The 19,686-nt window shown below is 68.8% G+C and carries 24 protein-coding genes and 1 tRNA gene; 8 read left to right on the top strand and 17 right to left on the bottom strand.

Features of this window, described 5'->3' with window-relative positions; translation table 11 throughout:
* The first annotated feature begins 9 nt into the window (after positions 1-9).
* The 6 genes from ITJ56_RS04070 to ITJ56_RS04045 all read left to right on the top strand — a co-directional run bounded on the left by ITJ56_RS04070 (position 10) and on the right by ITJ56_RS04045 (position 4,612).
* Positions 10-975: a hypothetical protein gene (locus tag ITJ56_RS04070; RefSeq protein ID WP_194627900.1), complete on the top strand. Its 966-nt coding sequence runs from the start codon at positions 10-12 to the stop codon at positions 973-975.
* Between the two features lie 66 nt (positions 976-1,041).
* Positions 1,042-1,854, top strand: coding sequence for a hypothetical protein (locus ITJ56_RS04065; protein WP_194627898.1), 813 nt, complete (start codon positions 1,042-1,044; stop codon positions 1,852-1,854).
* Positions 1,851-2,186 (top strand): hypothetical protein, encoded by a 336-nt coding sequence (locus tag ITJ56_RS04060; RefSeq protein WP_194627896.1) that lies wholly within the window; start codon positions 1,851-1,853, stop codon positions 2,184-2,186. Before ITJ56_RS04065 ends, ITJ56_RS04060 begins: the two co-directional genes overlap by 4 nt.
* Positions 2,187-2,239: 53 nt before the next feature.
* Positions 2,240-2,695, top strand: a complete 456-nt coding sequence (locus ITJ56_RS04055; RefSeq protein WP_194627894.1) for a hypothetical protein — start codon at positions 2,240-2,242, stop codon at positions 2,693-2,695.
* Positions 2,688-3,056 (top strand): hypothetical protein, encoded by a 369-nt coding sequence (locus ITJ56_RS04050; RefSeq protein WP_194627892.1) that lies wholly within the window; start codon positions 2,688-2,690, stop codon positions 3,054-3,056. The genes ITJ56_RS04055 and ITJ56_RS04050 overlap by 8 nt, the downstream gene beginning before the upstream one ends.
* A gap of 53 nt (positions 3,057-3,109) precedes the next feature.
* Complete coding sequence (locus ITJ56_RS04045; protein WP_194627891.1) at positions 3,110-4,612, top strand: hypothetical protein; 1,503 nt, start codon at positions 3,110-3,112, stop codon at positions 4,610-4,612.
* A gap of 114 nt (positions 4,613-4,726) precedes the next feature.
* Here the strand turns inward: ITJ56_RS04045 and ITJ56_RS04040 are convergent, their stop codons facing one another.
* Both ITJ56_RS04040 and ITJ56_RS04035 read right to left on the bottom strand, forming a co-directional pair.
* Entirely contained in the window at positions 4,727-5,320 is a 594-nt protein-coding gene (locus ITJ56_RS04040) for a PASTA domain-containing protein (RefSeq protein WP_194627889.1), read from the bottom strand.
* Positions 5,321-5,540: 220 nt separating this feature from the next.
* The gene (locus ITJ56_RS04035) at positions 5,541-5,765 is read right to left on the bottom strand and encodes a hypothetical protein (protein ID WP_194627887.1); all 225 of its coding nucleotides are present in this window, start codon (positions 5,763-5,765) and stop codon (positions 5,541-5,543) included.
* Here ITJ56_RS04035 and ITJ56_RS19090 point away from each other — a divergent pair.
* Positions 5,701-6,222: a helix-turn-helix domain-containing protein gene (locus tag ITJ56_RS19090; RefSeq protein ID WP_416354745.1), complete on the top strand. Its 522-nt coding sequence runs from the start codon at positions 5,701-5,703 to the stop codon at positions 6,220-6,222. The genes ITJ56_RS04035 and ITJ56_RS19090 overlap by 65 nt on opposite strands.
* Here ITJ56_RS19090 and ITJ56_RS04025 read toward each other — a convergent pair.
* From ITJ56_RS04025 to ITJ56_RS03965, 13 genes are all read right to left on the bottom strand, one after another.
* Positions 6,219-6,395: a hypothetical protein gene (locus ITJ56_RS04025; protein ID WP_194627883.1), complete on the bottom strand. Its 177-nt coding sequence runs from the start codon at positions 6,393-6,395 to the stop codon at positions 6,219-6,221. The genes ITJ56_RS19090 and ITJ56_RS04025 overlap by 4 nt on opposite strands.
* Before the next feature lie 141 nt (positions 6,396-6,536).
* Entirely contained in the window at positions 6,537-7,247 is a 711-nt protein-coding gene (locus tag ITJ56_RS04020) for an Ltp family lipoprotein (RefSeq protein WP_194627881.1), read from the bottom strand.
* 99 nt (positions 7,248-7,346) lie between these two features.
* Positions 7,347-7,694, bottom strand: coding sequence for a hypothetical protein (locus tag ITJ56_RS04015; RefSeq protein WP_194627879.1), 348 nt, complete (start codon positions 7,692-7,694; stop codon positions 7,347-7,349).
* 323 nt (positions 7,695-8,017) lie between these two features.
* Positions 8,018-8,090 (bottom strand) — tRNA-Thr (locus ITJ56_RS04010).
* A gap of 44 nt (positions 8,091-8,134) precedes the next feature.
* Positions 8,135-8,770, bottom strand: a complete 636-nt coding sequence (locus ITJ56_RS04005; RefSeq protein WP_194627877.1) for a TetR/AcrR family transcriptional regulator — start codon at positions 8,768-8,770, stop codon at positions 8,135-8,137.
* A gap of 75 nt (positions 8,771-8,845) precedes the next feature.
* Positions 8,846-9,988, bottom strand: a complete 1,143-nt coding sequence (locus tag ITJ56_RS04000) for a DNA polymerase III subunit delta' (RefSeq protein ID WP_194627875.1) — start codon at positions 9,986-9,988, stop codon at positions 8,846-8,848.
* 25 nt (positions 9,989-10,013) lie between these two features.
* Positions 10,014-10,649, bottom strand: a complete 636-nt coding sequence (tmk, locus tag ITJ56_RS03995; protein ID WP_194627873.1) for a dTMP kinase — start codon at positions 10,647-10,649, stop codon at positions 10,014-10,016.
* Positions 10,646-13,465, bottom strand: coding sequence for a type I DNA topoisomerase (gene topA, locus ITJ56_RS03990; RefSeq protein ID WP_194627871.1), 2,820 nt, complete (start codon positions 13,463-13,465; stop codon positions 10,646-10,648). Before topA ends, tmk begins: the two co-directional genes overlap by 4 nt.
* Positions 13,466-13,500: 35 nt before the next feature.
* On the bottom strand, positions 13,501-13,917 hold the full coding sequence (locus ITJ56_RS03985; RefSeq protein ID WP_194627869.1) for a helicase: 417 nt from the start codon (positions 13,915-13,917) through the stop codon (positions 13,501-13,503).
* A 4-nt stretch (positions 13,918-13,921) separates the two neighbouring features.
* A complete protein-coding gene (locus ITJ56_RS03980) occupies positions 13,922-14,227 on the bottom strand; it encodes a TadE family type IV pilus minor pilin (RefSeq protein WP_194627867.1) in 306 nt (101 codons plus the stop codon).
* 10 nt (positions 14,228-14,237) lie between these two features.
* Positions 14,238-14,450: a DUF4244 domain-containing protein gene (locus ITJ56_RS03975; RefSeq protein WP_228517120.1), complete on the bottom strand. Its 213-nt coding sequence runs from the start codon at positions 14,448-14,450 to the stop codon at positions 14,238-14,240.
* Between the two features lie 84 nt (positions 14,451-14,534).
* A complete protein-coding gene (locus tag ITJ56_RS03970; RefSeq protein WP_194627865.1) occupies positions 14,535-15,368 on the bottom strand; it encodes a type II secretion system F family protein in 834 nt (277 codons plus the stop codon).
* Entirely contained in the window at positions 15,365-16,405 is a 1,041-nt protein-coding gene (locus tag ITJ56_RS03965) for a CpaF family protein (RefSeq protein ID WP_228517119.1), read from the bottom strand. The genes ITJ56_RS03970 and ITJ56_RS03965 overlap by 4 nt, the downstream gene beginning before the upstream one ends.
* Positions 16,406-17,034: 629 nt before the next feature.
* Here ITJ56_RS03965 and acs point away from each other — a divergent pair.
* Positions 17,035-18,987, top strand: a complete 1,953-nt coding sequence (gene acs, locus ITJ56_RS03960; RefSeq protein ID WP_194627863.1) for an acetate--CoA ligase — start codon at positions 17,035-17,037, stop codon at positions 18,985-18,987.
* A 78-nt stretch (positions 18,988-19,065) separates the two neighbouring features.
* On the opposite strand, the gene ITJ56_RS03955 is transcribed toward acs, so the two are convergent.
* On the bottom strand, positions 19,066-19,527 hold the full coding sequence (locus ITJ56_RS03955; RefSeq protein ID WP_194627861.1) for a RidA family protein: 462 nt from the start codon (positions 19,525-19,527) through the stop codon (positions 19,066-19,068).
* The gene (locus tag ITJ56_RS03950; RefSeq protein WP_017888699.1) at positions 19,524-19,682 is read right to left on the bottom strand and encodes a DUF4177 domain-containing protein; all 159 of its coding nucleotides are present in this window, start codon (positions 19,680-19,682) and stop codon (positions 19,524-19,526) included. The genes ITJ56_RS03955 and ITJ56_RS03950 overlap by 4 nt, the downstream gene beginning before the upstream one ends.
* Positions 19,683-19,686: the final 4 nt, after the last annotated feature.

The following is a 19,686-nucleotide window of genomic DNA, read 5'->3' as shown; positions in this document are numbered from 1 at the left end:
GAGATAAGCATGGCTGAAACTTCAGGCCCGATCGTCGGTGCTGACCTCACCGATGGCGTGTGGGCGCAGACGGTGGGGGCGGTCGGTAACGGCATCCTCGATGACTGGGGGAACCCGTACGCGATCACGGTGAACACGAATGACACGGTGACGGTGCGGAAGTCGACAGTGTCGGGGTATGCGCGTGCGGTGGTGAACGGGTTCGGGCATCAGATCGATGCGGACGTGACCCTGCCGGTGCCTGCTGTGACGTCGTCAACGAAGTACTACGTGGGGTTGCTGTACTCCCCGTCGAACCCTGCCCAGCCGGTGAAGCTGGTGGTGTTGAAGGGCGCGACTGTGCCGCTTGATGCGGGGCAGGAGTTCCTGACGTTGCACCAGTTCACTCGGAGTGCTGGGCAGACGTTGGCTGCGGCGACCCTGTATTCACCGTTGCCGAAGATACGACCGTCGGTGCAGGTGGAGACGCGTGAGGCGTTGCTGCAGATGAGTCCTCTGCTGTTCCTTCGGGGGACGGAGGCGTACTGCATCGATGTGGATTTCGCGTACCGGTCGACGGGTACTGCTGCGTCACCGTTGTGGCGGCGTGCTCAGGCGATCAGTGCGATGCCGTCTGCGGATGACAACGTGGACACGGATGTGACTCCGGCTGCGGGTCGTGTGCGTATCGCTGGTGAGCAGTTCTACACCGACGGTGACCGGTTGGTGTTCATCACTGTGACGGGTACTGCGGTGGGTTCGCATCAGGAGGACGCGTCGGGGCTGCTGTCAGTGGTCCTGAACGACGAGAACGTGCTGCACCCGTCGTCGTGCCGCCTGTCCCGTATTCAGGGCGGTGCGGGGATTTTCTTCTCCGTGTCGGGTATTGCTCGCACGGTTGGCGGGTCGAACGTGATCCGTGCGTTCCTCGACGCTGATGCAGGGTCGGACACGATCCGCACGAAGGGTGTGCAGATCGGCGTCGTGTCGTTCTGACCCCCAACCACTCAATCCTCTAGGCCATCCCATTCGGGGTGGCCTTTCGTCATGGAAGGGGCCGTCATGGTCGCCAAGTTCAGCGTCGGCAGGTCCTCATACGGGGACCTCCGCGGCGTGGAGCAGTACGTGTCGTCGGAACGCATTGCCCTGCAAGTGCTGTCGACGATCATCGACTTCAACGCGTACCTGCGATCCAAGGGCCGCTCGGGCACGCTGTCCGTCAACGAGGCCATGCGGTCCCGTGATCGGCAGACGAGCCTGTGGAACAACCGGTTCGTCCTCGGTGTCGTCGTCGCAGCCCCGTTCACGTCACGGCATGACGAGGTGCTGCACGGCAACGCGATCGACTTCGGCGTCACGATGCCGGACGGGTCGAACCGTGCCCTCTACGACGACGAGTTCAACCGTCTGCACCAGATCGTCGAGGGCCGTGGTGGCACGTGGACGGGCGTGAACTTCGGTGAGCAGTGGCATCACGAGATGGCTACCCGCGCCGAAGCTGCCGCCCCGTACCCGGACGCACGTACGCGCATCACCGCCACCCCGTCCGCGTCGACCAGTTCCGCGGCACCCGCCGCACCCGTCAAGCCCCCCACTCCGAAAGTTGAGGCAGACATGCTGTACGTCACGTCCGAGAAGACGAAGAAGCAGTACGCGATCGGTGAGCTGTCGTTCACCCCCGTGTCGAGCTCCCGCGCCATCACCTACTCCCACGCTGTTGCCGGTGAGACGAGCCTGTTCCAGGAACTCTCGTCGGCGCAGGTGTCCGGTCTGATCCAGGACTGCCGTGACCGCCGTGACTCCCTCGGCGTCGCAGTGTCCGCGAAGTTCCAGTCGGCCGTGAAGGCTGCTCTCGCAGAGGAGGACGCAGCGTGACCGACAACGGTAAGCACGAAGCAACCACCCCGTCGTGGCTGACCACGTTCCTCACGAACCTGGGCGCTCGAGCGAAGAAGGCATGGTCGGCGGGTGTCGCTGGTGCGGCCCTCGCGATCGGCGGCATCTCGGTGACCGGGTTCTGGGCTGACGGGAAGATCGACACGGCGAAGGTTGGTGCGGCGGCTGGCGCTGTCGTCGTCGGCTTCGTCGCAGGGTTCCTCGCAGCGTTCCTCCCGAAGAACGCCATCAACCCGGCCACCCCGGAACTGCAGCCGGCGCAGTACGAACCGTCGACCGCGGACCTGCGCACTGAGCAGGGTGAGCCGTGACGGAACGACCGCGCAGGATGCGGACCGCCATCGGACGGGCGTGGGGTGATGACGTGCAGTACGAACCACACCCGTCGCTGTACGTCACCCTCACCGTCAAGTACGCATTCCTTGCCCTTTACGGCGTCCTGACCGCCATCTTCGGCATCGCGACTGTTGAGGTGACGTTGGGGCGTGCGTGGTCGGTGGGTATCCCCGCGGTCATCATCCTCGCGTCGGTGACGTCAATGATCGGCGTGCAGGTGTCCCGACGGTACCGGGAACGGTTGCCGTCGAAGCATCCCCTGCCCGAGCGTGTGCTGCTGGTGGAGATCATCGCCGAGTACGTGCTGATCCTGTCCCTATTCGCGTACGCGGTGTCGATCATCGTGCGCACCCACACTGACGGGGACTGGGAACGGCTTGCGTACGCGGTCCTCCCGATGGCTGTCTCCGTCGTCCCGTTCTACCGAGCGCTGCACTTGTCGGAGCGCGAGGAGGTACCGAAGCCGGAGGACCGACGTGAGTGATTCTGTACTCATCGCACTCATCACCGCTGGTGGCGGTTCTGTCGGAGCGGTCCTGCTGTTCGTGCAGCGACGCCTCCCACCCCGTCCCGCGTCTGCTCGAGACGTAGCGATCACTGAGGTGTGGGATGAACTCCGCGCGGTCCGTTCGGACCTCGACAAGGTCATCAGCGAACGTGACGCGGAACACCTGATGGTGACGATCCTCACCGACTCCAACGACGCACTCACCGCGGCTGTTGAGCGGACGAAGCCGCCGATCGTTTTCACGAAGACGGAGCAGCAGAAAATCGACCGGGCCAGTGCGGCACGTCAGGCCCGCGACGACAGCAAGTGGCCGACGCTCGGGTCCCGTCCGGCGTAACCCCCTGGAACGTGAACTAGGCCGCATGGCCGTGACATTGGAAGAAGGCCAGCATGGCAACGACGCAGGACGCAGCACTGCAGATGCGCCGCAAGAGTGCGGAGTTCTGGGAGGCGAGCAGCACGGCGCTGCTGTCGGGTGAGTGGGGGTACGACGAAACGAACCGGGTGGTGAAGATCGGCGACGGGTACAGCCTGTGGTCGGACCTGCCCGTGTTCATGACTGCGACGGCGACCGGTGACCTGCCCGCGCAGATCCGGGAACAGTTGGCCGCGAACCTCGGAGACCCGTCCACCCCGGAAGGTGCGGCTGTTGCGGACTCCGCTGCAGGTATCCCCTTCAACGCCGCGACCGGACTGTATACGCCCGCGAGCGGACGTCCGATCCCGTCTTTGGACGAGGGCTCAAACCAGCTGCCAGACGCCGTCCGGACTACCCTCGCCGCGAACCTCGCGAACCCGGCGGCACCGGAAGGCGCTGCCGTGGCCGGGGCTGCATCGGCACTGCCGACGGTGCCGGTCAGCGCCGGCAGTAGGGCGAAGCTCATCACATACGGACACTCGTTCCTCGCAGAACAGGGCCTGACTGACGCATCGCACTACTGGGCGCGACGGCTCGCCACAGCGCTCGGCCTCACGTACCCCACGAGTGACGGGGGCGCAGCGAACGACCTAAAGCGAGCAGTCGGCGGCACGACAATCGACAACGCGCTCGGACGGGTCGCAGGAGGTGCCTTGCCATGGGTGCCAGGCACAAAAGCCCTCGTCGTCCTCGAAACGCTGATCAACTCCGCCCGTCTGAACGGCGCGACCGCAATTGACATCACGAGCGCGACGAACAACGCTCGAAGCATGATGGCGATCCTCGGTGCGTCCGAGATCATCGAAGACACCGACCCCCGGATCGTGAAGTCGGCAACTACCTGGCAGCGAGGCACCGGTGCGTTCCTCGGCGGATCCGCGGTATTCAGTTCCGCTGCCGGATCTTACTTCGAGTACACGGTCCCAGCCGATCGCGACGTCTTCATCGCAACCATCGGGAGAGGCGCGGGCACTGCTGGCGCAATCGTTGACATCACCGACCAGACCTCCGGGGCCGCCCTGGCGACCGGCCTTGACCTGTCCAACACCAGCATCACGAGTGCCGTGGTCTACGTGTACCGCACCCCGGCGTCTACCCGGGGGCACACAGTCCGGTTCACCAAGACGGGCGGGACATCGTTGTACATTGACGCCGTACTGCCTGTAAGTCCGACGCCCCCACCTGTGCTATGGATGAAGGAGCCGCACCTCCTCAACTACGCCGCATCGACCTCATTCCCGAACGGATCGGACGCGGTACTCGATGCGTTCAACGCGATCGTCGATCAGATGGCAGCGGAGTTTCCTAACCTGATCGTCGCTGACCCGAACCAGCTCGGCTACTGGGACAAGAACACCGACATCCTCACCAGCGACCAGGTACACCCCAACGACAAGGGGCACCTCGACCTCGCACGCGCCGGCCACGACGCCGTGAGGGCCTGGCAAGCACGCAAGGCGCTCTCGCTCATCTGACGAACGACAAGCCCCCTCGGGTTCCTTCGGGAGCTCGAGGGGGGCTTTCGTTGTTGCGGATGCGTCAGGAAGCGGACGCCTCAACCTGATCCATCCCACCCGCGGGCATGACTCTCAGTAGACGTTGAACTCGGTCACCTGGGGGGTGTCGTTCGACCCACCCACGGTGCATTCGACCGTGGCGGCGGCCTCAGCGTTGTACGCGTTCGTGACGTCTGCCTCGAACTTCCAGAAGTAGTGGTCACCCTGGTTCTCAGCGGCGATCACGCCGAGAATCGTGTGCCCCTTCCAGCCGTACGGGTACTGCTGTTCGCCGTACTGGTCGCACGCAGTGCCCGCATGAGCGCGATCGAGGCCTGCGCTGGTCACCTCGGGATCGGCGGTCGGCGTCGCGGACGCTTCTTTGGAGCTCCCCGGTGCGTACTTCTTCTTGAGCTTGACCGTCAGCTTGATCTTGTCGCCGGGCTCGATCTGCTCGCCGGCCTTCACGCTCTGGCCAGTGACCTTCCAATGCGAAGGCATGACGACTGGTCCGTGCGCTTTGGGCTTCAGCTTCACGATGAAGCCCTCTTCCGTCAGCAGATTGCGAATTGTCTTCGCTGACAGCCCGACGACGTTCGGCATCTTCACGCCGTCGGCAGCCTGCGCAGTGGTCGCGGTGCCGAGAACGAGACCGCACCCGACGAGGAGTGCGAGCAGGGTTCGCATCAGGATCCGCGCGCGGCTCGACTGCTGTGTGTACGTCAATGTCCCCATGCGGACATCATGCCCGACGCCTGATGCTTCCGCGCTCCCCTGTTTGGTAGGGGACCAATCGGTGCGGGAGCACCGCGAGGCGGAGGACGGGTACGCAGGCGACCTCGACGACTGACTCCGGTACACGAACCCCCTCGAGCTACTTGGGGCGCTCAAGGGGGTGTTTCGTCGTTCAGCGGTCGTTCTCGGCCGCGTCTTCGATGGCGGCGATACCGTCGCCGTCGTCTTCGAAGACGCCGAGGTACTCACGCTCACCGGCTGCGTTCTCGCGCCACGCGTGCCAACGGCTGAAGTCGTCAAGGGTCATCCGACCCAGAACCGCTTCGTCCGCGATGCGGGTGATGGTGAAGGTGCCGTCTGCCTCGCTCGTCATCATGAGCTTGCCCTCGGTCGTCATGCGTCGACGGTATCGGGGTGGGCGGCGTCCCGCCACACCCACGCGCGCTCCGGGCCCGCTCTCACGCAACCGATCTCCCCGTGCCCGAGCGAGCCGCTTGAGCTTCTCCGGCGTTAGCTTCAGGTACTCCGCGGCCTGGTCAGCAGTGTTCACGTCTTCCAGTTCCATACCCGCATCGAACGCTGCGCATCGGAGAGAAGCCGACAGCAGGGTCAAGAAACGACCGCCTCGGCCGTACGGTGACCGTATGGGCGAAGCATTAGTTGACGCACACGAGATGGCGCGGATCCTTGGGGTGTCCTACGAAACCGTGATCAGGTACGCGCGGGCCGGTGACATCCCATCGCTGAGGATGGGAAGGCTGTGGCGATTTCAGCCGGCGCTGGTCCTCGAGAAGCTCGCGACGCCATCGGTCGACCTCTGGGCGAGCCCGAGTCGCAAAAAGCTGCGGTCCTAAGTGTTGTGCCGTCGCATCTTGGACGCGTCCACCCTGCTTGCCTCGATGAACGCGTCGATCCCGGAGCGCTTGTAGAGCACCTTGCGCTCGGTGGGCTTGTAGTACGGGAAGCCCTTCTTTTCGTACCGGAGCTTCTTCAGGTGCTCGAGGCCGTAGCCGTACTCGTCGTGCACCTGGGCAGGAGTGAGTCAGTCAGACGTCGTGTCGAGATCGTAGGGGTCACTCCGCCTCGAAGACCCATGGTCACCCAAGGCCGCTGGCGAAAAACCCCGCAGACCCGCGAAGGTCTGCGGGGTTTTTCGCCGTTCGGTGTGTCAGTCGTTCAGGTGCGCGACGGCGTAGTCGGCTTCGGCCTGGGTGAACTTGTCGGCGACGTCGCTGGTGAGCTGGTCGCGGATCGCCTCGGGCGACATGCTCATGGTGTCCTGGTAGTTCTTCGCGGTAGCGAGCGCGTTGGCGTTCCAGTCGGCGTCGACGTTCTCGACGGCGTAGTCGGCGGCCTCGTCGGAGAACTGGTCGGCGACGTCGGAGGTCAGCTGAGTGCGGAGTCCTTCCTTCGACATGTGCATCATGTCCGAGTAGTTCTGCGCGGACGTGAGCGCGGACGTGTACTCGGCAGGGACGTCTGACTCGGACGTGTCCTCCGACGCTTCCTCGGACGGCTCCTTCGAGGGGGTGGATGATGCGGCATCCTCTGTCGCGGCCGGCGCGGACGACTCGAGGGCGTCGGAGACGCTGCTGACCGCCGCCGAGTAGATCGATGCCGTCGTAATGCCGACGATCAGTGCGATGGCACCGAGGATGGTGCCGGCAATCGCGAGACCGCGGGCACGGTTCTTCTGCAGAAGCCCGACGATGCCGAGTACGACGGCGACGAAGCCGAGGAAGATAGACACGAAGTTCACGATCGGGATCGCGCAGCCGATGATGGCGACGATGCCGACGATCAGGGCCGTCAGCCCGAGCGGGTTGGAGCGCTTCTGCGGTGCGGGCGGTGCGGTGGGTGCGGACTGGTACTCGGTCATCGGGTTCCCCTTGTTCTTGCTGTGGACCGGCTGAGCATACGGCGAGGATCCGGTGAACCGCGACCCTCGTCCGGGGGCAACCACGTCGAGATCCTGCGACTATCCGCCGATCGAAAGTGCGATCTCACCCGCTTCGAGCTGAGCCTGCGTGTAGTTCCGTTCCCCGCGGTTCGTATTGCCGATGTGGACGGCGTAGAACTTCTCGCCCTGCGGAATCCGGGACACGATGAAGGGATATTCGCAGACAGACTGGAAGAACGCGCTGCCCCCGGGGCCGTCCTGCAGGTACCCGTCTCGAAGCTCACCGACTGCAAGCGTTTCCCCGTCTGTGTCCGAGATCACAACTTGCGCGCCTGCGGCGATGTCGTCGTAGCCTGCTTGCGGGACGCAAGGGTTGCCGACCGCCGGGCTACCGTTTTGCAGCGGCAATGACTCGCTGATGTCCATCGGGACCGTGATCGTCCCGGTCGTTCGAAACGGCTTCGGCGTCGGGGTTGGCTCGGCGGAAGGGAAGCCGGCGCATGAAGTGAGGACAAGCAGCGCAGGAGCGACGACGACTGCAAACCCGACGCGCGTGAAAGGAATCCTCATACTGGCATCCTGCCCGAGGCCCTGTGTCGGTACAACTGAATCGCCGGAGCCTCCGCCAGTCCCCCCTACGACAAGGCTCGCGCGGCGAGCTAATGTGTGCACTGCTGTGTGCACTGCCCCCACGAGGAAGCCCCGTTCGCTTTGGTCCAACGACCGGTGCGAACGGGGATTTTCTTCGGAGCCGCCTGTCGGAATCGAACCGACGACCTATTCATTACGAGTGAATCGCTCTACCGACTGAGCTAAGGCGGCGCACACTCCATGTCCGGAGCGGCACGAGCAATGACTATACAGGTTCAGACGAGTGAACGCGAAACCAGCACACCGAGCTCGGCAAAGGACCGTTCGAGCTCGTCGGCGAGGTGCGAGCCGGCTCCGGAACCGGACCACTCCCACCAGGCGTGCCGCAGGGCGGCAAGGGCCACGATGGCCGCCAGGCCAGCTCGCCGGCGGAGCACATCGGGGTCCGCCGCGACTTCCGGTTCCGCCCGCTCGAGCCGGCGCTGGACGGCCGCCTGCAGCTCTGCCTGGAACTCCTTCATCGACGCCATGCGCCGGCCGAACAGTTCCGGGTTGGCCCGCAGGACCTGCTGCCGCTCCTCGATCAGCCCGCGCTCCTCGATGAGTTCGCGGGTGGAGTGCACCAGGAGCGTGCCGATGTCCGCCAGCAGGTCCCCCGTCGGTCCGCTGTCGACGAACTGCTGCAGCGCGCCGTCGTCGGGCAGCCGTGGGTCGTCGCCGAGGATCGCCTGTTCCTTGCTCGGGAAGTAGTTGAAGAACGTCCGGGGCGAGACGTCGGCGCGACGGGAGATCTCGTCGACCGTGACGGCGCTGAGCCCGTGCTCGATGGCGATCCGGAGCGCGGCCTGCTGGATGGCGCGGCGGGTGGCGCGGCGTTTCCGTTCGCGCAGTCCGGGTTCAGCGTCGGGCATGTCGTGATTGTCGCACGCTGAGCCGCAAGCGGCGCGGGGGCTCGCACGTCCGGCCCTCGGCCGCGGGCGCGGTCGTCAGCGGCGAGCGCGCGCGATCGTGACCAGCAGCGCCTCGAGTGCCAGGAGCGCGGCCACGTTCGCGGCGATCCGCTGCCGAGCGAGCGCGACGGCGTCCAGCACCTCGAGCGCGGCGGCGGGCGGAACCGTCGGCAGCGCGTGCTCGAGCTGCTCCCGCATGGCGAGGTTGACCGGTTCGGCCGGCGCACCGAGTCCGCGCAGCAGCAGGTCTCGGTAGAGCGAGGAGACGTCGACCAGGATGCGGTCGAGACCGTCGCGCAGGCTCCGGGTCGCACGACGCTTCTGGTCGTCCTCGAGCGCGCGGAGCTGCGACCGGAGTGCCGGCGGGATCGTGCCGCCCGGCTCGACCCCGAGCGAACGCAGAGCTGCGTCGCGCTCCTCGGAGTCGCGCTGCTCGGTGATGGACTTGGCGTCCTCGTCGGCGACGGCGAGCAGGTCGGCCGCGGCCATGACGGCATCACCGACGCTCCGCACGCCGAGCACGGTCATCAGGGTGCGACGACGGCGGTCACGGGCCGCTTCGCTGGTGGCGAGGCGCTGGGCCATGCCGATGTGGCTCTGTGCCTGGCGCGCGGCGTCCATCGCGAGCCCGCGGTCGACACCGGTGCGGGTGACGAGCAGATCGGCGACGGACTCGATGCCGGGCACACGGAGGCGCACCGAGCGGACCCGCGAGCGGATCGTCGGCAACAGGTCGGCCTCGCTCGGGGCGCAGAGGATCCACACGGTGCGCTCCGGGGGCTCCTCGAGCGCCTTGAGCAGCAGGTTGGAGGTGCGCTCGGTCATGCGGTCGGCGTCCTCGATGATGACGACACGGTACTGCCCGACCGAGGGCGAGTAGTGCGACGACGTGACGAGCTGCCGGATCTCGTCGATCGTGATGATGACCCGCTGGGTGGTGAGCACCGCGACGTCGGGGTGGGTCTTCGCGGTGATCTGCCGCAGGGTGTGGTCGTCGTCCGGCCCGTTGCCGACGAGCGCCGCGGCGAACGCCGTCGCGACGTTCGAGCGCCCGGAACCGGGCGGCCCGGTGATGAGCCACGAGTGGGTCATGCCCCCGGTGCCGTCCGTCGACTCGGCGGCGTTCCGGAGCGACGCGACAGCTTCTTCCTGCCCGGTCAGGCCGTCCCACACGCTCACGGGAACATCCTGTCAGTGACCACTGTCATACCGCGTCGATCGCGACGAGCCGTGCGACCGCAGCACGGATGGCGCGCTGGACGTCCTCGGTGGACGCTGCAGCGTCGATGACCAGGAAGCGCTCGGGCTCGGCATCCGCCATGGCGAGGAACGCGCTGCGGACCGACTCGTGGAACGCCTGGGCTTCGGACTCCAGCCGGTCGAAGGTGTCACCGCGGGCGGCGGCTACGCGCGCACGGCCGACCGACACGTCGAGGTCGAGCAGGATCGTCAGGTCCGGCGCCAGGCCGTCGGCCGCCCACTCGGAGACCGAGCGGACCTGGTCCCCGCCGAGCCCGCGCGCCACGCCCTGGTACGCGACGGAGGAGTCGATGTAGCGGTCCTGCAGGACGATCTCGTCGCGGGCGATCGCCGGGCGGACGACCGTCTCGACGTGCTGCGCCCGGTCAGCCGCGTAGAGGAGGGCCTCAGCGCGCGGCGCAACGTGGCCTCGCTCGTGCAGCACCATCTCGCGGATCCGGACACCGAGGTCGGTTCCGCCCGGCTCGCGGGTACGCAAGACCGTCCGGCCGTGGTCGGCGAGCCACGCCGAGAGCAGCTCCGCTTGGGTCGTCTTGCCCACGCCGTCGCCGCCCTCGAGCGTGATGAACCGACCGGTCACTTCTTCTTCGCCGGAGCCCGGCGAGCCGGCGTCTTCTTCTTCACCGGGCCCTTGGCGCGCTTGTCGGCGATGAGCTGGACGGCGCGGGCGTGGTCGACCGCTTCGACGTCCTCGCCCTTCGGGATCGTCGCGTTCGTCTCACCGTCGGTGACGTACGGACCGAACCGGCCGTCCTTCATCTTGATCGGCTTGCCGGACACCGGGTCGGCGTCGAACTCCTTGAGCGCAGCACTTGCGGTCCGGTTGCCGCCGTACTTCGGCTGGGCGAAGATCTCGAGCGCCCCGGGCAGGTCGATGTCGAAGATCGCGTCCTCGCTCGGGAGGGTCCGGGTGTCCGTGCCCTTCTTGAGGTACGGCCCGTAGCGCCCGTTCTGCGCGGTGATGTCGTTGCCGGTCTCCGGGTCCTGGCCGACGACGCGGGGCAGGTCGAGGAGCTTCAGCGCGGTCTCGAGATCGACCGTCTGCGGGTCCATCGACTTGAAGAGCGAGGCGGTCCGTTCCTTCGGCGCCGCAGCCTTCTTCGTCGTCTTCTTCGCGGGGGCCTTCTTCGCCGGGGCCTTCGTGGCGGTCGTCGTCGTGTCAGCGGCGTTCTCGGCGGTCACCTCGGCCGCTGACGGTCCGGCAGCGGTGGTCGCCGCGACGACCTCACCGGTCTTCGGGTCGACGGTGGGCTCCGGTTCCGGGGTGCGCTCCGTGACGTAGGGACCGAAGCGGCCGTCCTTCGCCAGGACCTCTTTCCCGGTCTCCGGGTTGATGCCGACGACGCGGTCGCCGATGACGGGGGCGTCCACGAGCTCCTTCGCCTTCTCGACCGTCAGCTCGTCAGGAGCGAGGTCCTCGGGCACGTTGACGCGACGGGGCTTCTCCGGGTCGTCGCTCGGCACCTCGATGTAGGGACCGTAGCGACCGATCCGGAGGGTGAGGCCCGGCGCGAGTTCGACGGAGTTGATCTCGCGCGCGTCGATCTCACCGAGGTTGTCGATGACGGTCCGCAGTCCGCGCTGTTCGCCGTCGCCGCCACCGAAGTAGAAGCCCTTGAGCCAGTCGACGCGGTCCGCGTCCCCGCGCGCGATGCGGTCGAGGTCCTCTTCCATCTCCGCGGTGAAGTCGTACTCGACCAGCTCGCCGAAGTACTGCTCGAGCAGGCGCACCACGCTGAACGCGATCCAGTTCGGCACGAGTTGTGTGCCGCGGAGCGAGACGTAGCCGCGGTCGATGATCGTCGGGCTGATCGTGGGGTAGGTCGACGGGCGCCCGATCCCCAGCTCTTCCAGCGTCTTGATGAGGCTCGCCTCGGTGAAGCGCGGCGGCGGCGTGGTGTCGTGCCCCTTCGCCTCGACGTCGGTGACCGCGAGGTGTTCCCCCTCGGTCACGTTCGGCAGGGCGACGTCCTGCCCGGCACGCTCGCTGGCCTCGTGGCGGTCCTCGTCGCGGCCCTCTTCGTAGGCGCTGAGGAACCCGCGGAAGGTGATGACGGTGCCGGACGCCGTGAACTCGGCGTCCGTGCCGTTCGCGGTCGAGGCGATGCCCTCGACGGACTCGGACGACGCGATGCCGAGCACGATCGACGCGGTCGAACCCTTGGCGTCCGCCATCTGCGACGCGATCGTGCGCTTCCAGATGAGGTCGTAGAGGCGCCACTCCACACCGGTCAGCGTGCCCTGGAGCTGCTGCGGCGTGCGGAAGGAGTCGCCGGCGGGACGGATGGCCTCGTGCGCCTCCTGGGCGTTCTTGCTCTTGCTCGCGTACAGGCGCGGCTTGTCCGGCACGGTGGCCGCACCGTAGAGGTCGGCCGCCTGCTTGCGAGCCGCATCGATCGCCTGCTGCGAGAGCGAGACGGAGTCGGTACGGATGTAGGTGATGTAGCCGTTCTCGTACAGCGTCTGCGCGGCACGGGCGGTCTGACGCGGCGACAGGCGGAGCTTGCGCGCGGCCTCCTGCTGCAGCGTCGAGGTGGTGAACGGCGCGGCGGGGCGACGAGTGTAGGGCTTCGAGTCGACGCTGCGGACGGTGGCGTCACCGGCCCGCTCGAGCACCGTGGTGAGTGACGCGGCAGCGGCCTCGTCGAGGCGGACCACCTCACCGCTCATGGTGCCGCGGTCGTCGAAGTCACGACCCGATGCGACGCGGGTGCCGTGGATCCGGGCGAGTCGAGCGGAGAAGGTGGACTCACCGGCCTTCTCGAACCGGGCGGAGAGGTCCCAGTAGTTCGCGGAGACGAAGGCCAGGCGCTCACGCTCGCGGTCGACGACCAGGCGGGTCGCGGCGGATTGCACACGACCGGCGGACAGGCCGGGAGCAACCTTGCGCCAGAGGACCGGCGAGACCTCGTACCCGTACAGCCGGTCGAGGATGCGGCGGGTCTCCTGCGCGTCGACGAGGGCGGTGTCGAGCTCGCGGGTGGCCTCCTGTGCGCGCTGGATCGCCTCCTTCGTGATCTCGTGGAAGACCATCCGCTTGACGGGGACCTTCGGCTTGAGGACCTGGAGCAGGTGCCACGCGATCGCTTCACCCTCGCGGTCTTCATCTGTTGCGAGGTAGAGCTCGTCGGCGTCCTTGAGCGCACGCTTGAGCTCGGAGACCGTCTTCTTCTTGGCGTCGGACACGACGTAGTACGGCTCGAAGCCGTTGTCCACGTCCACCGAGAACTTGCCGAGAGAGCCCTTCTTGAGCTCGGGCGGCAGGTTCTTGGGCTCGACGAGGTCGCGGATGTGTCCGACCGAGGCCTGGACTTCGTATCCGTCACCGAGGTATTGCGCGATCGTCTTCGCCTTCGCAGGGCTCTCGACGATCACGAGCTTCTTCGTGCCTGGCACGTGTCTCCTTGATCGATGGTGCTGATCGGCCCTGGTCACGAGCGTGTCCGGGTCGACCGGGACATCGGTGACCACGGGCCGACAGGCACACCATACACATAGTGTTCGGGCGGGCCGTCCGCCGGACCGGCCACCGCGACCGCGCCGACGGCGAACGGTCCGGTGCCCACGCGGACGCGAACGCGTGCCGTCGTGGCGGTGAGTTCGCAGGCGGTGAGCGTCGCACCGTTCGCGGTGGTGACCCTGGCCGCGACGACGCACGGCTCCCCCAAAACGAGACCGGTGGCGGCCGCGGCGCTGGCGGTGGCAGCCGCGTCGGCAGCACCGTCAGCCCGGATGGCCTGGGTGCGGTGACCGGCCGCGGCGAGCGCCGCCGAGGCGATCAGGACGCCCACGCCGAGGACCGCCGCGAGCAGCACGGTCGCCGAGCCGTCCTGCGCGCCGCGCCGCACCCTGTCACCGTCCCCGTGTCGCGGCGCAACCGGTCGCGCTGAGCGGCAGTGCCGCGAAGGGTCCGGTCCCGCCGCGCGTGGCGTCGACGCAGACCAACCCGTCGTCGGACCGGACGGCGATCGAGACCCCCGGCGCGATCCGGGCGGCGGCGGCGCGGCCGTCGGCGTCGTCCCCACGGCCGATGGCGCGGGCTGCGGTGGCCGCGGCCAGCTGGAGCCGGCCCTGCCCGTCGACGACGAGCACCGCCGCGACGAGCGTGGTCAGGACGAGCGCCACCACGGGGAGCGCCACAGCGAACTCGACGGTCACCGAACCGCGCTCACAGTGAGAGGGCACCGCGGACGAGGTCGGTCAGGATGGTCTGGACCTCGCCCGAGCGCATGACGGCGACGAGCACACCGGCGAAGGCCACGGCGGCGAGGATGACGACGGCGTACTCGGCCGTGGCCGACCCACGGTCGTCCTGCAAGCGGGAACGCCACCGGCCGACGGTGCGGCGGGTACGGCGGGTGGGAGATGGGGTGGTGCTCATGGGGTCCGTCCTCTCTGTTGCGGTGGGACCAGCCTGTCGGGACGGCCGCGTCGACCGAGCGTTCCGCTGGGATCTGTGGAGAGCTCACCCGACCCCGGCCACGGTGGAGGAGAGGACTCCGACCACGACGGGCACCACCCCCACGAGCACGAACGCCGGCAGCACGCACACCCCGAGGGGCAGGACGAGCCGGACCGCCAGTCGCTCCGCCGCTGCGAGCCCGTCGGCCGCTGCCTCGTCGCGGACGTCCTCGGCGGCGCGGCGCAGCAGCCCCGCTGCGGGCACACCGGCGCGACGGGCCAGGTCGAGGACCTCCCGGAGCCGGGCCAGGTCTCCCGTCGGCGGGACCGCACCTGCCGACGCCTCGGCGACCGCGTCGGCCGCCGTGGTCCAGGACCCTCCCCCGGAGACTGCCACCGCCCAGGCGTCGAGGAGCACACCCGGCACGCGCCCGTCGGGGGTTGCGGACCGGACGAGCCTGGCGCTCCAGTGCCGCCCGACGAGCACGAGCACGGCGGCGAGCGCCGAGCACACCCAGCCCGCGGGTGACCCGACGAGGACCTCGACCGCGCCGGCACCCCACGCGGCACCGAGCCCGAGGCCGAACAGCGGCAGTGCGAGCACGACCCGTGCGCTCGTGCGCGGTCCGGCGAGCGCGACCCGGATCGCCCGGTCCGACGCGGCGGTGCGTCGCAGCGCACCGGCGAGCCCCCGGAGGGTGTCCGCGACCGGCGATCCGGTGCGGTCGGCAACCCGGAGGACGACGGCGATGTCACGCTGCGCCGGTCCCCCGACCCCGGGCAGGCCGCCGACGAGTTGCCACGCCCGCGGGGGCGGGACGCCCGCCGCGACCAGCGTCGCCACGCGGTCGAGCGCGCCCGCGACGCGCGCCGGGTCGGCAGGGGCGCGTCGGCTCACCGCAGCCCGTCCTCCGGCCGCACCTCGAGCCTCCCGTCCGTTCCGACGCGCAGCGAACCGACCCCGCCGAGCCGTCGCTGCCCGGCGCGGCGCTCGACGTGCAGGACCAGGTCGAAGGCGCTGACGGCTTGGCGGGCGAGCGCTTCGACGCCGAGTCCCGCGAGCGCACCCAGTGCCTCGAGCCGGGCCGCGACGTCCGCCAGACCGTTGGCGTGCACGGTCCCCGCTCCGCCGTCGTGGCCGGTGTTCAGCGCGGACATGAGTTCACGCACCTCGGCACCCCGGCACTCCCCCACGACGATCCGGTCGGGGCGCATCCGGAGTGCCTCGCGCACGAGCCGGTCGAGACCGAGCGCGCCCGTCCCCTCGGCGTTCGCCTGACGAGCCTCGAGGGCGACGACGTGCGGGTGCGCGATGCGGAGTTCGGCGACGTCCTCGACCGTCACGATCCGTTCGTCCACGGGAACACCGCCGAGCATCGCCGCGAGCAGGGTCGTCTTGCCGCTGCCGGTCGCTCCGGTGACGAGGACGTTGCGGCGGGCGGCGACGGCGTCCTCGACGACGGCTCGCGGGACGAACTCGAAGGTCCCGGCGCGCTCGAGGCCGGCGAGTGTCGGACGCTGCACCTGGGGCAACCGGATGGAGACGGCCGTCCCGACGAGGGACACCGGGGCGAGCACGACGTGCACGCGGACGCCGTCACCGTGGCGGACGTCCGCGCACGGCGTGGTCTCGTCGACGTGCCGGCCACCGAGCGCGACGAGCCGGGTCGCGAGCTCGCGGGCGCGCCCCTCCGTCAGCCGGGGTGGCACCGCCTCGAGCCCGGCACCACGGTCGACCCAGGTGCCCACGCCCCCGAGCACGAGGACGTCCGTCACCGTGGCGTCGGCGACCAGCGTGGCGAGCTCCTCGAACTCGAGCACGCCGTCGGCACGGCGTCGCGCGGGTGGTGCAGCTCCGGGCAGGAACGGCAGCGCCGGCGGAGCGGCGATCGACGAACGCGACGGCGACGAGGGCGGAGCACGGTGCAACGGCATGCCGCCGACAGTAGGGAGAACGGACGTGCACCCATCAAACAGGGTGCGCATCGGTGGACAATCGCTCTTCCCCCCACCAACGGACCGGTTTGTCCCCCGAAAAGGAAAGGCGTACCCCGGTGGATGATGCGACACCGACCCCGCCCGCCTCGACGATCCCCCTTGCCCCCGGCGGCGGAAAGGGGCGTAGCACGTGCTACGCCCACGAGGAAGAGTCGATGCGCAAGCATGGACCGGTCTGTCCACACGACCGGCGTACCCGCGCGGATCGGAGCCCCACGACGCGGTCCGGCGAGCCGCGAAGGCTCGAGCCCGAGCCCGGAGAACAGAAGAGGCGGCACCGGTTGGGGGGAACAGGTGCCGCCTTGACACCGAGGGATTGGGGGGAATCCGATTCGATGCCGCCGGAAACGAGTCCAGCAGGAACCACTGTACCCCACGATCGGCCCTCCGGGGCAACCCCGGACACGACCACCCGGCGTGCCGTGCGAGAACTCGGCCGAGGGGTAGTCTCCGGATGCGCCAAGAGGACGCAACGATGGATGTGCTCGGAGGACGCAACCACCAATGCGGTCAGCGGACGCAACGATGGATGCACCCTGAGGACGCAACGACGCGAAAGGACACCGATGTCCACTCCGACCCAGACCGATCCCCGAAACGACGACGGAGCGACCTTCCCCCCGCCGCCCGAGTTCGTGGCCGACGCGGTCGCGGGCGAGGACCTCCACCACGCGGCGGCAGCGGACCGCGAGGCGTTCTGGGCCGAGCAGTCCCGCTCGCTCATCGACTGGCGCACGCCGTTCACGCAGACCCTGGACTGGTCCGGCGCCCCGTTCGCGAAGTGGTTCGCGGACGGCGAGCTCAACGTCGCCGAGAACTGCCTCGACCGGCACGTCCGCGCGGGGAACGGTGACCGGGTCGCGATCCACTTCGAGGGCGCGCCTGGCGACACCCGCCGGATCACCTACGCCGAGCTGACCGCCGAGGTGCAGCGCGCCGCGAACATGCTCACCGACCTCGGAGTGGGCCAGGGCGACCGCGTGGTCGTCTACCTGCCACTCATCCCCGAGGCCGTCGTCACGATGCTGGCCGTCGCCCGCATCGGTGCCGTGCACTCCGTCGTCTTCGGCGGCTTCAGCGCCGAGAGCCTCCGCGCCCGCATCGAGGACGCCGGCGCGAAGCTCGTCGTCACCGCCGACGGCGGCTGGCGCCGCGGGGCGGTCTCCGCCCTCAAGCCCGCCGTCGACGAGGCACTCACCGGCGAGGGCACCGACACCGTCGAGCACGTCCTGGTCGTCAAGCGTGGCGGCAACGAGATCGCCTGGAACGACCGTGACCTGTGGTGGCACGACGAGCTGGCCAAGGCCGAACCGGAGCACACGCCCGAGGCCTTCCCCGCCGAGACGCCGCTGTTCATCCTGTACACCTCTGGCACGACCGGGAAGCCGAAGGGCATCGTGCACACCTCGGGCGGCTACCTGACCCAGGCGGCGTACACGCACAAGAACGTGTTCGACATGCACCCGGAGAAGGACGTCTACTGGTGCACCGCCGACATCGGCTGGATCACCGGGCACTCGTACGTCGTCTACGGCCCCCTGGCGAACGGCGTCACCCAGGTGCTCTACGAGGGCACGCCCGACGAGCCGAAGCCCGGCCGCTGGTGGGACCTCGTCGACTCCTACGGCGTCACCGTCCTGTACACGGCACCGACCGCCGTGCGTGCGGCGATGAAGGCCGGCCGCGAGATCCCCGAGGCCCGCAGCCTCGAGACCCTCCGGCTGCTCGGCAGCGTCGGCGAACCCATCAACCCCGAGGCGTGGAACTGGTACCGCCAGGTCATCGGCCACGACCGCACGCCCATCGTCGACACGTGGTGGCAGACCGAGACCGGCGCGATCATGATCTCCGCGCTGCCCGGCGTCACGAAGCTCAAGCCCGGCGCCGCGCAGACGCCGCTGCCCGGCATCGTCGCCGAGATCGTCGACGACGACGGCAACCGCGCCGACCCGGGCGAGAGCGGCTACCTCACCATCACCGAGCCGTGGCCCTCGATGGCGCGCGGCATCTGGGGCGACCCGGACCGCTTCGTCGAGACCTACTGGTCGCGGTTCCCCGGCCGCTACTTCGCCGGCGACGGAGCGCGGCTCGACGGGCAGGGCGACATCTGGGTGCAGGGGCGCGTCGACGACGTCATGAACGTCTCCGGGCACCGCCTGTCGACGGCCGAGATCGAGTCCGCCCTGGTCGGCCACGAGGGCGTCGCCGAGGCCGCCGTGGTCGGCGCCGCCGACGAGACCACCGGGCAGGCCGTCGTCGCCTTCGTCATCCTGACCAGCGAGGCCGCCGCCGACGTCGACCGCGAGACCGCCTCCGCGGAGCTCCGCAACTGGGTCGGCAAGCGCATCGGTGCGATCGCGAAGCCGCGCCAGGTCGTCATCGTGCCGGAGCTGCCGAAGACGCGCTCCGGCAAGATCATGCGGCGGCTGCTCCGCGACGCGGCCGAGGGCCGCCGCATCGGCGACACGACGACGCTCGCCGATCCGACGATCATGGCGACCATCGCCGAACTCATGTAGTCCCGGGAACGGAAGCAGGGCCTCCCGTCCGTCTCGGACTGGAGGCCCTGCTCACGTTCGTGCCGTCGGTCGCTGCCGTCAGGCGGTGAGCTCCACCACCAGCTCGACCTCGACCGGCGCGTCCAGCGGGAGCACGGCGACGCCCACCGCGCTCCGCGCGTGGACGCCGGCGTCGCCGAAGACCTCGCCGACGAGGGTCGACGCGCCGTTCGCGACCCCGGGCTGACCGGTGAAGGACGGGTCCGAGGCGACGAACACGGTGACCTTGACGACACGGGCAACGCGGTCGAGCGATCCGGCGACCGACTGCACGGCGGCCAGGGCGTTCAGCGCGGCCACGCGTGCCTGGCCAGCGGCGGTCTCGGCGTCGACACCGTTGCCGACCTTGCCGGTCACGGGCAGGGCACCGTCGACGAACGGCAGCTGACCCGCCGTGTAGACGTACTGGCCCGTCAGGACGGCGGGCACGTACGCGGCGACGGGTGCGGCCACCGCGGGGATCGTCAGGCCGAGTTCCGCGAGCCGGTCGGAGACGCTCACGCGTCGGCCTTGGGGCGCTTCAGGTAGGCGACGAGACCGCCCTCGGGACCGGTGACGATCTGGACCAGCTCCCAGCCCTCGTCCCCGTAGTTGTTGAGGATCGCGGTGGTGTTGTGGATCATCAGCGGCGTGGTGAAGTACTCCCAGCGAGTCATGCGG

This window comes from Curtobacterium sp. VKM Ac-1376, from assembly GCF_015351025.1.
Taxonomy (GTDB): domain Bacteria; phylum Actinomycetota; class Actinomycetes; order Actinomycetales; family Microbacteriaceae; genus Curtobacterium.
Note: the sequence above shows the minus strand (reverse complement) of the source record. Positions and strands in the feature narration are given on the sequence as shown.

Coding starts and splice junctions, on each gene's coding strand:
- ITJ56_RS04070 (WP_194627900.1), top strand. CDS start 10: ATGGCTGAAACTTCAGGCCCGATCGTCGGTGCTGACCTCACCGATGGC.
- ITJ56_RS04065 (WP_194627898.1), top strand. CDS start 1,042: ATGGTCGCCAAGTTCAGCGTCGGCAGGTCCTCATACGGGGACCTCCGC.
- ITJ56_RS04045 (WP_194627891.1), top strand. CDS start 3,110: ATGGCAACGACGCAGGACGCAGCACTGCAGATGCGCCGCAAGAGTGCG.
- ITJ56_RS04040 (WP_194627889.1), bottom strand. CDS start 5,320: ATGCGAACCCTGCTCGCACTCCTCGTCGGGTGCGGTCTCGTTCTCGGC.
- ITJ56_RS19090 (WP_416354745.1), top strand. CDS start 5,701: ATGCGGGTGATGGTGAAGGTGCCGTCTGCCTCGCTCGTCATCATGAGC.
- ITJ56_RS04035 (WP_194627887.1), bottom strand. CDS start 5,765: ATGACGACCGAGGGCAAGCTCATGATGACGAGCGAGGCAGACGGCACC.
- ITJ56_RS04020 (WP_194627881.1), bottom strand. CDS start 7,247: ATGACCGAGTACCAGTCCGCACCCACCGCACCGCCCGCACCGCAGAAG.
- ITJ56_RS04015 (WP_194627879.1), bottom strand. CDS start 7,694: ATGGACATCAGCGAGTCATTGCCGCTGCAAAACGGTAGCCCGGCGGTC.
- ITJ56_RS04005 (WP_194627877.1), bottom strand. CDS start 8,770: ATGCCCGACGCTGAACCCGGACTGCGCGAACGGAAACGCCGCGCCACC.
- ITJ56_RS03975 (WP_228517120.1), bottom strand. CDS start 14,450: ATGAGCACCACCCCATCTCCCACCCGCCGTACCCGCCGCACCGTCGGC.
- ITJ56_RS03965 (WP_228517119.1), bottom strand. CDS start 16,405: ATGCCGTTGCACCGTGCTCCGCCCTCGTCGCCGTCGCGTTCGTCGATC.
- acs (WP_194627863.1), top strand. CDS start 17,035: ATGTCCACTCCGACCCAGACCGATCCCCGAAACGACGACGGAGCGACC.
- ITJ56_RS03950 (WP_017888699.1), bottom strand. CDS start 19,682: ATGACTCGCTGGGAGTACTTCACCACGCCGCTGATGATCCACAACACC.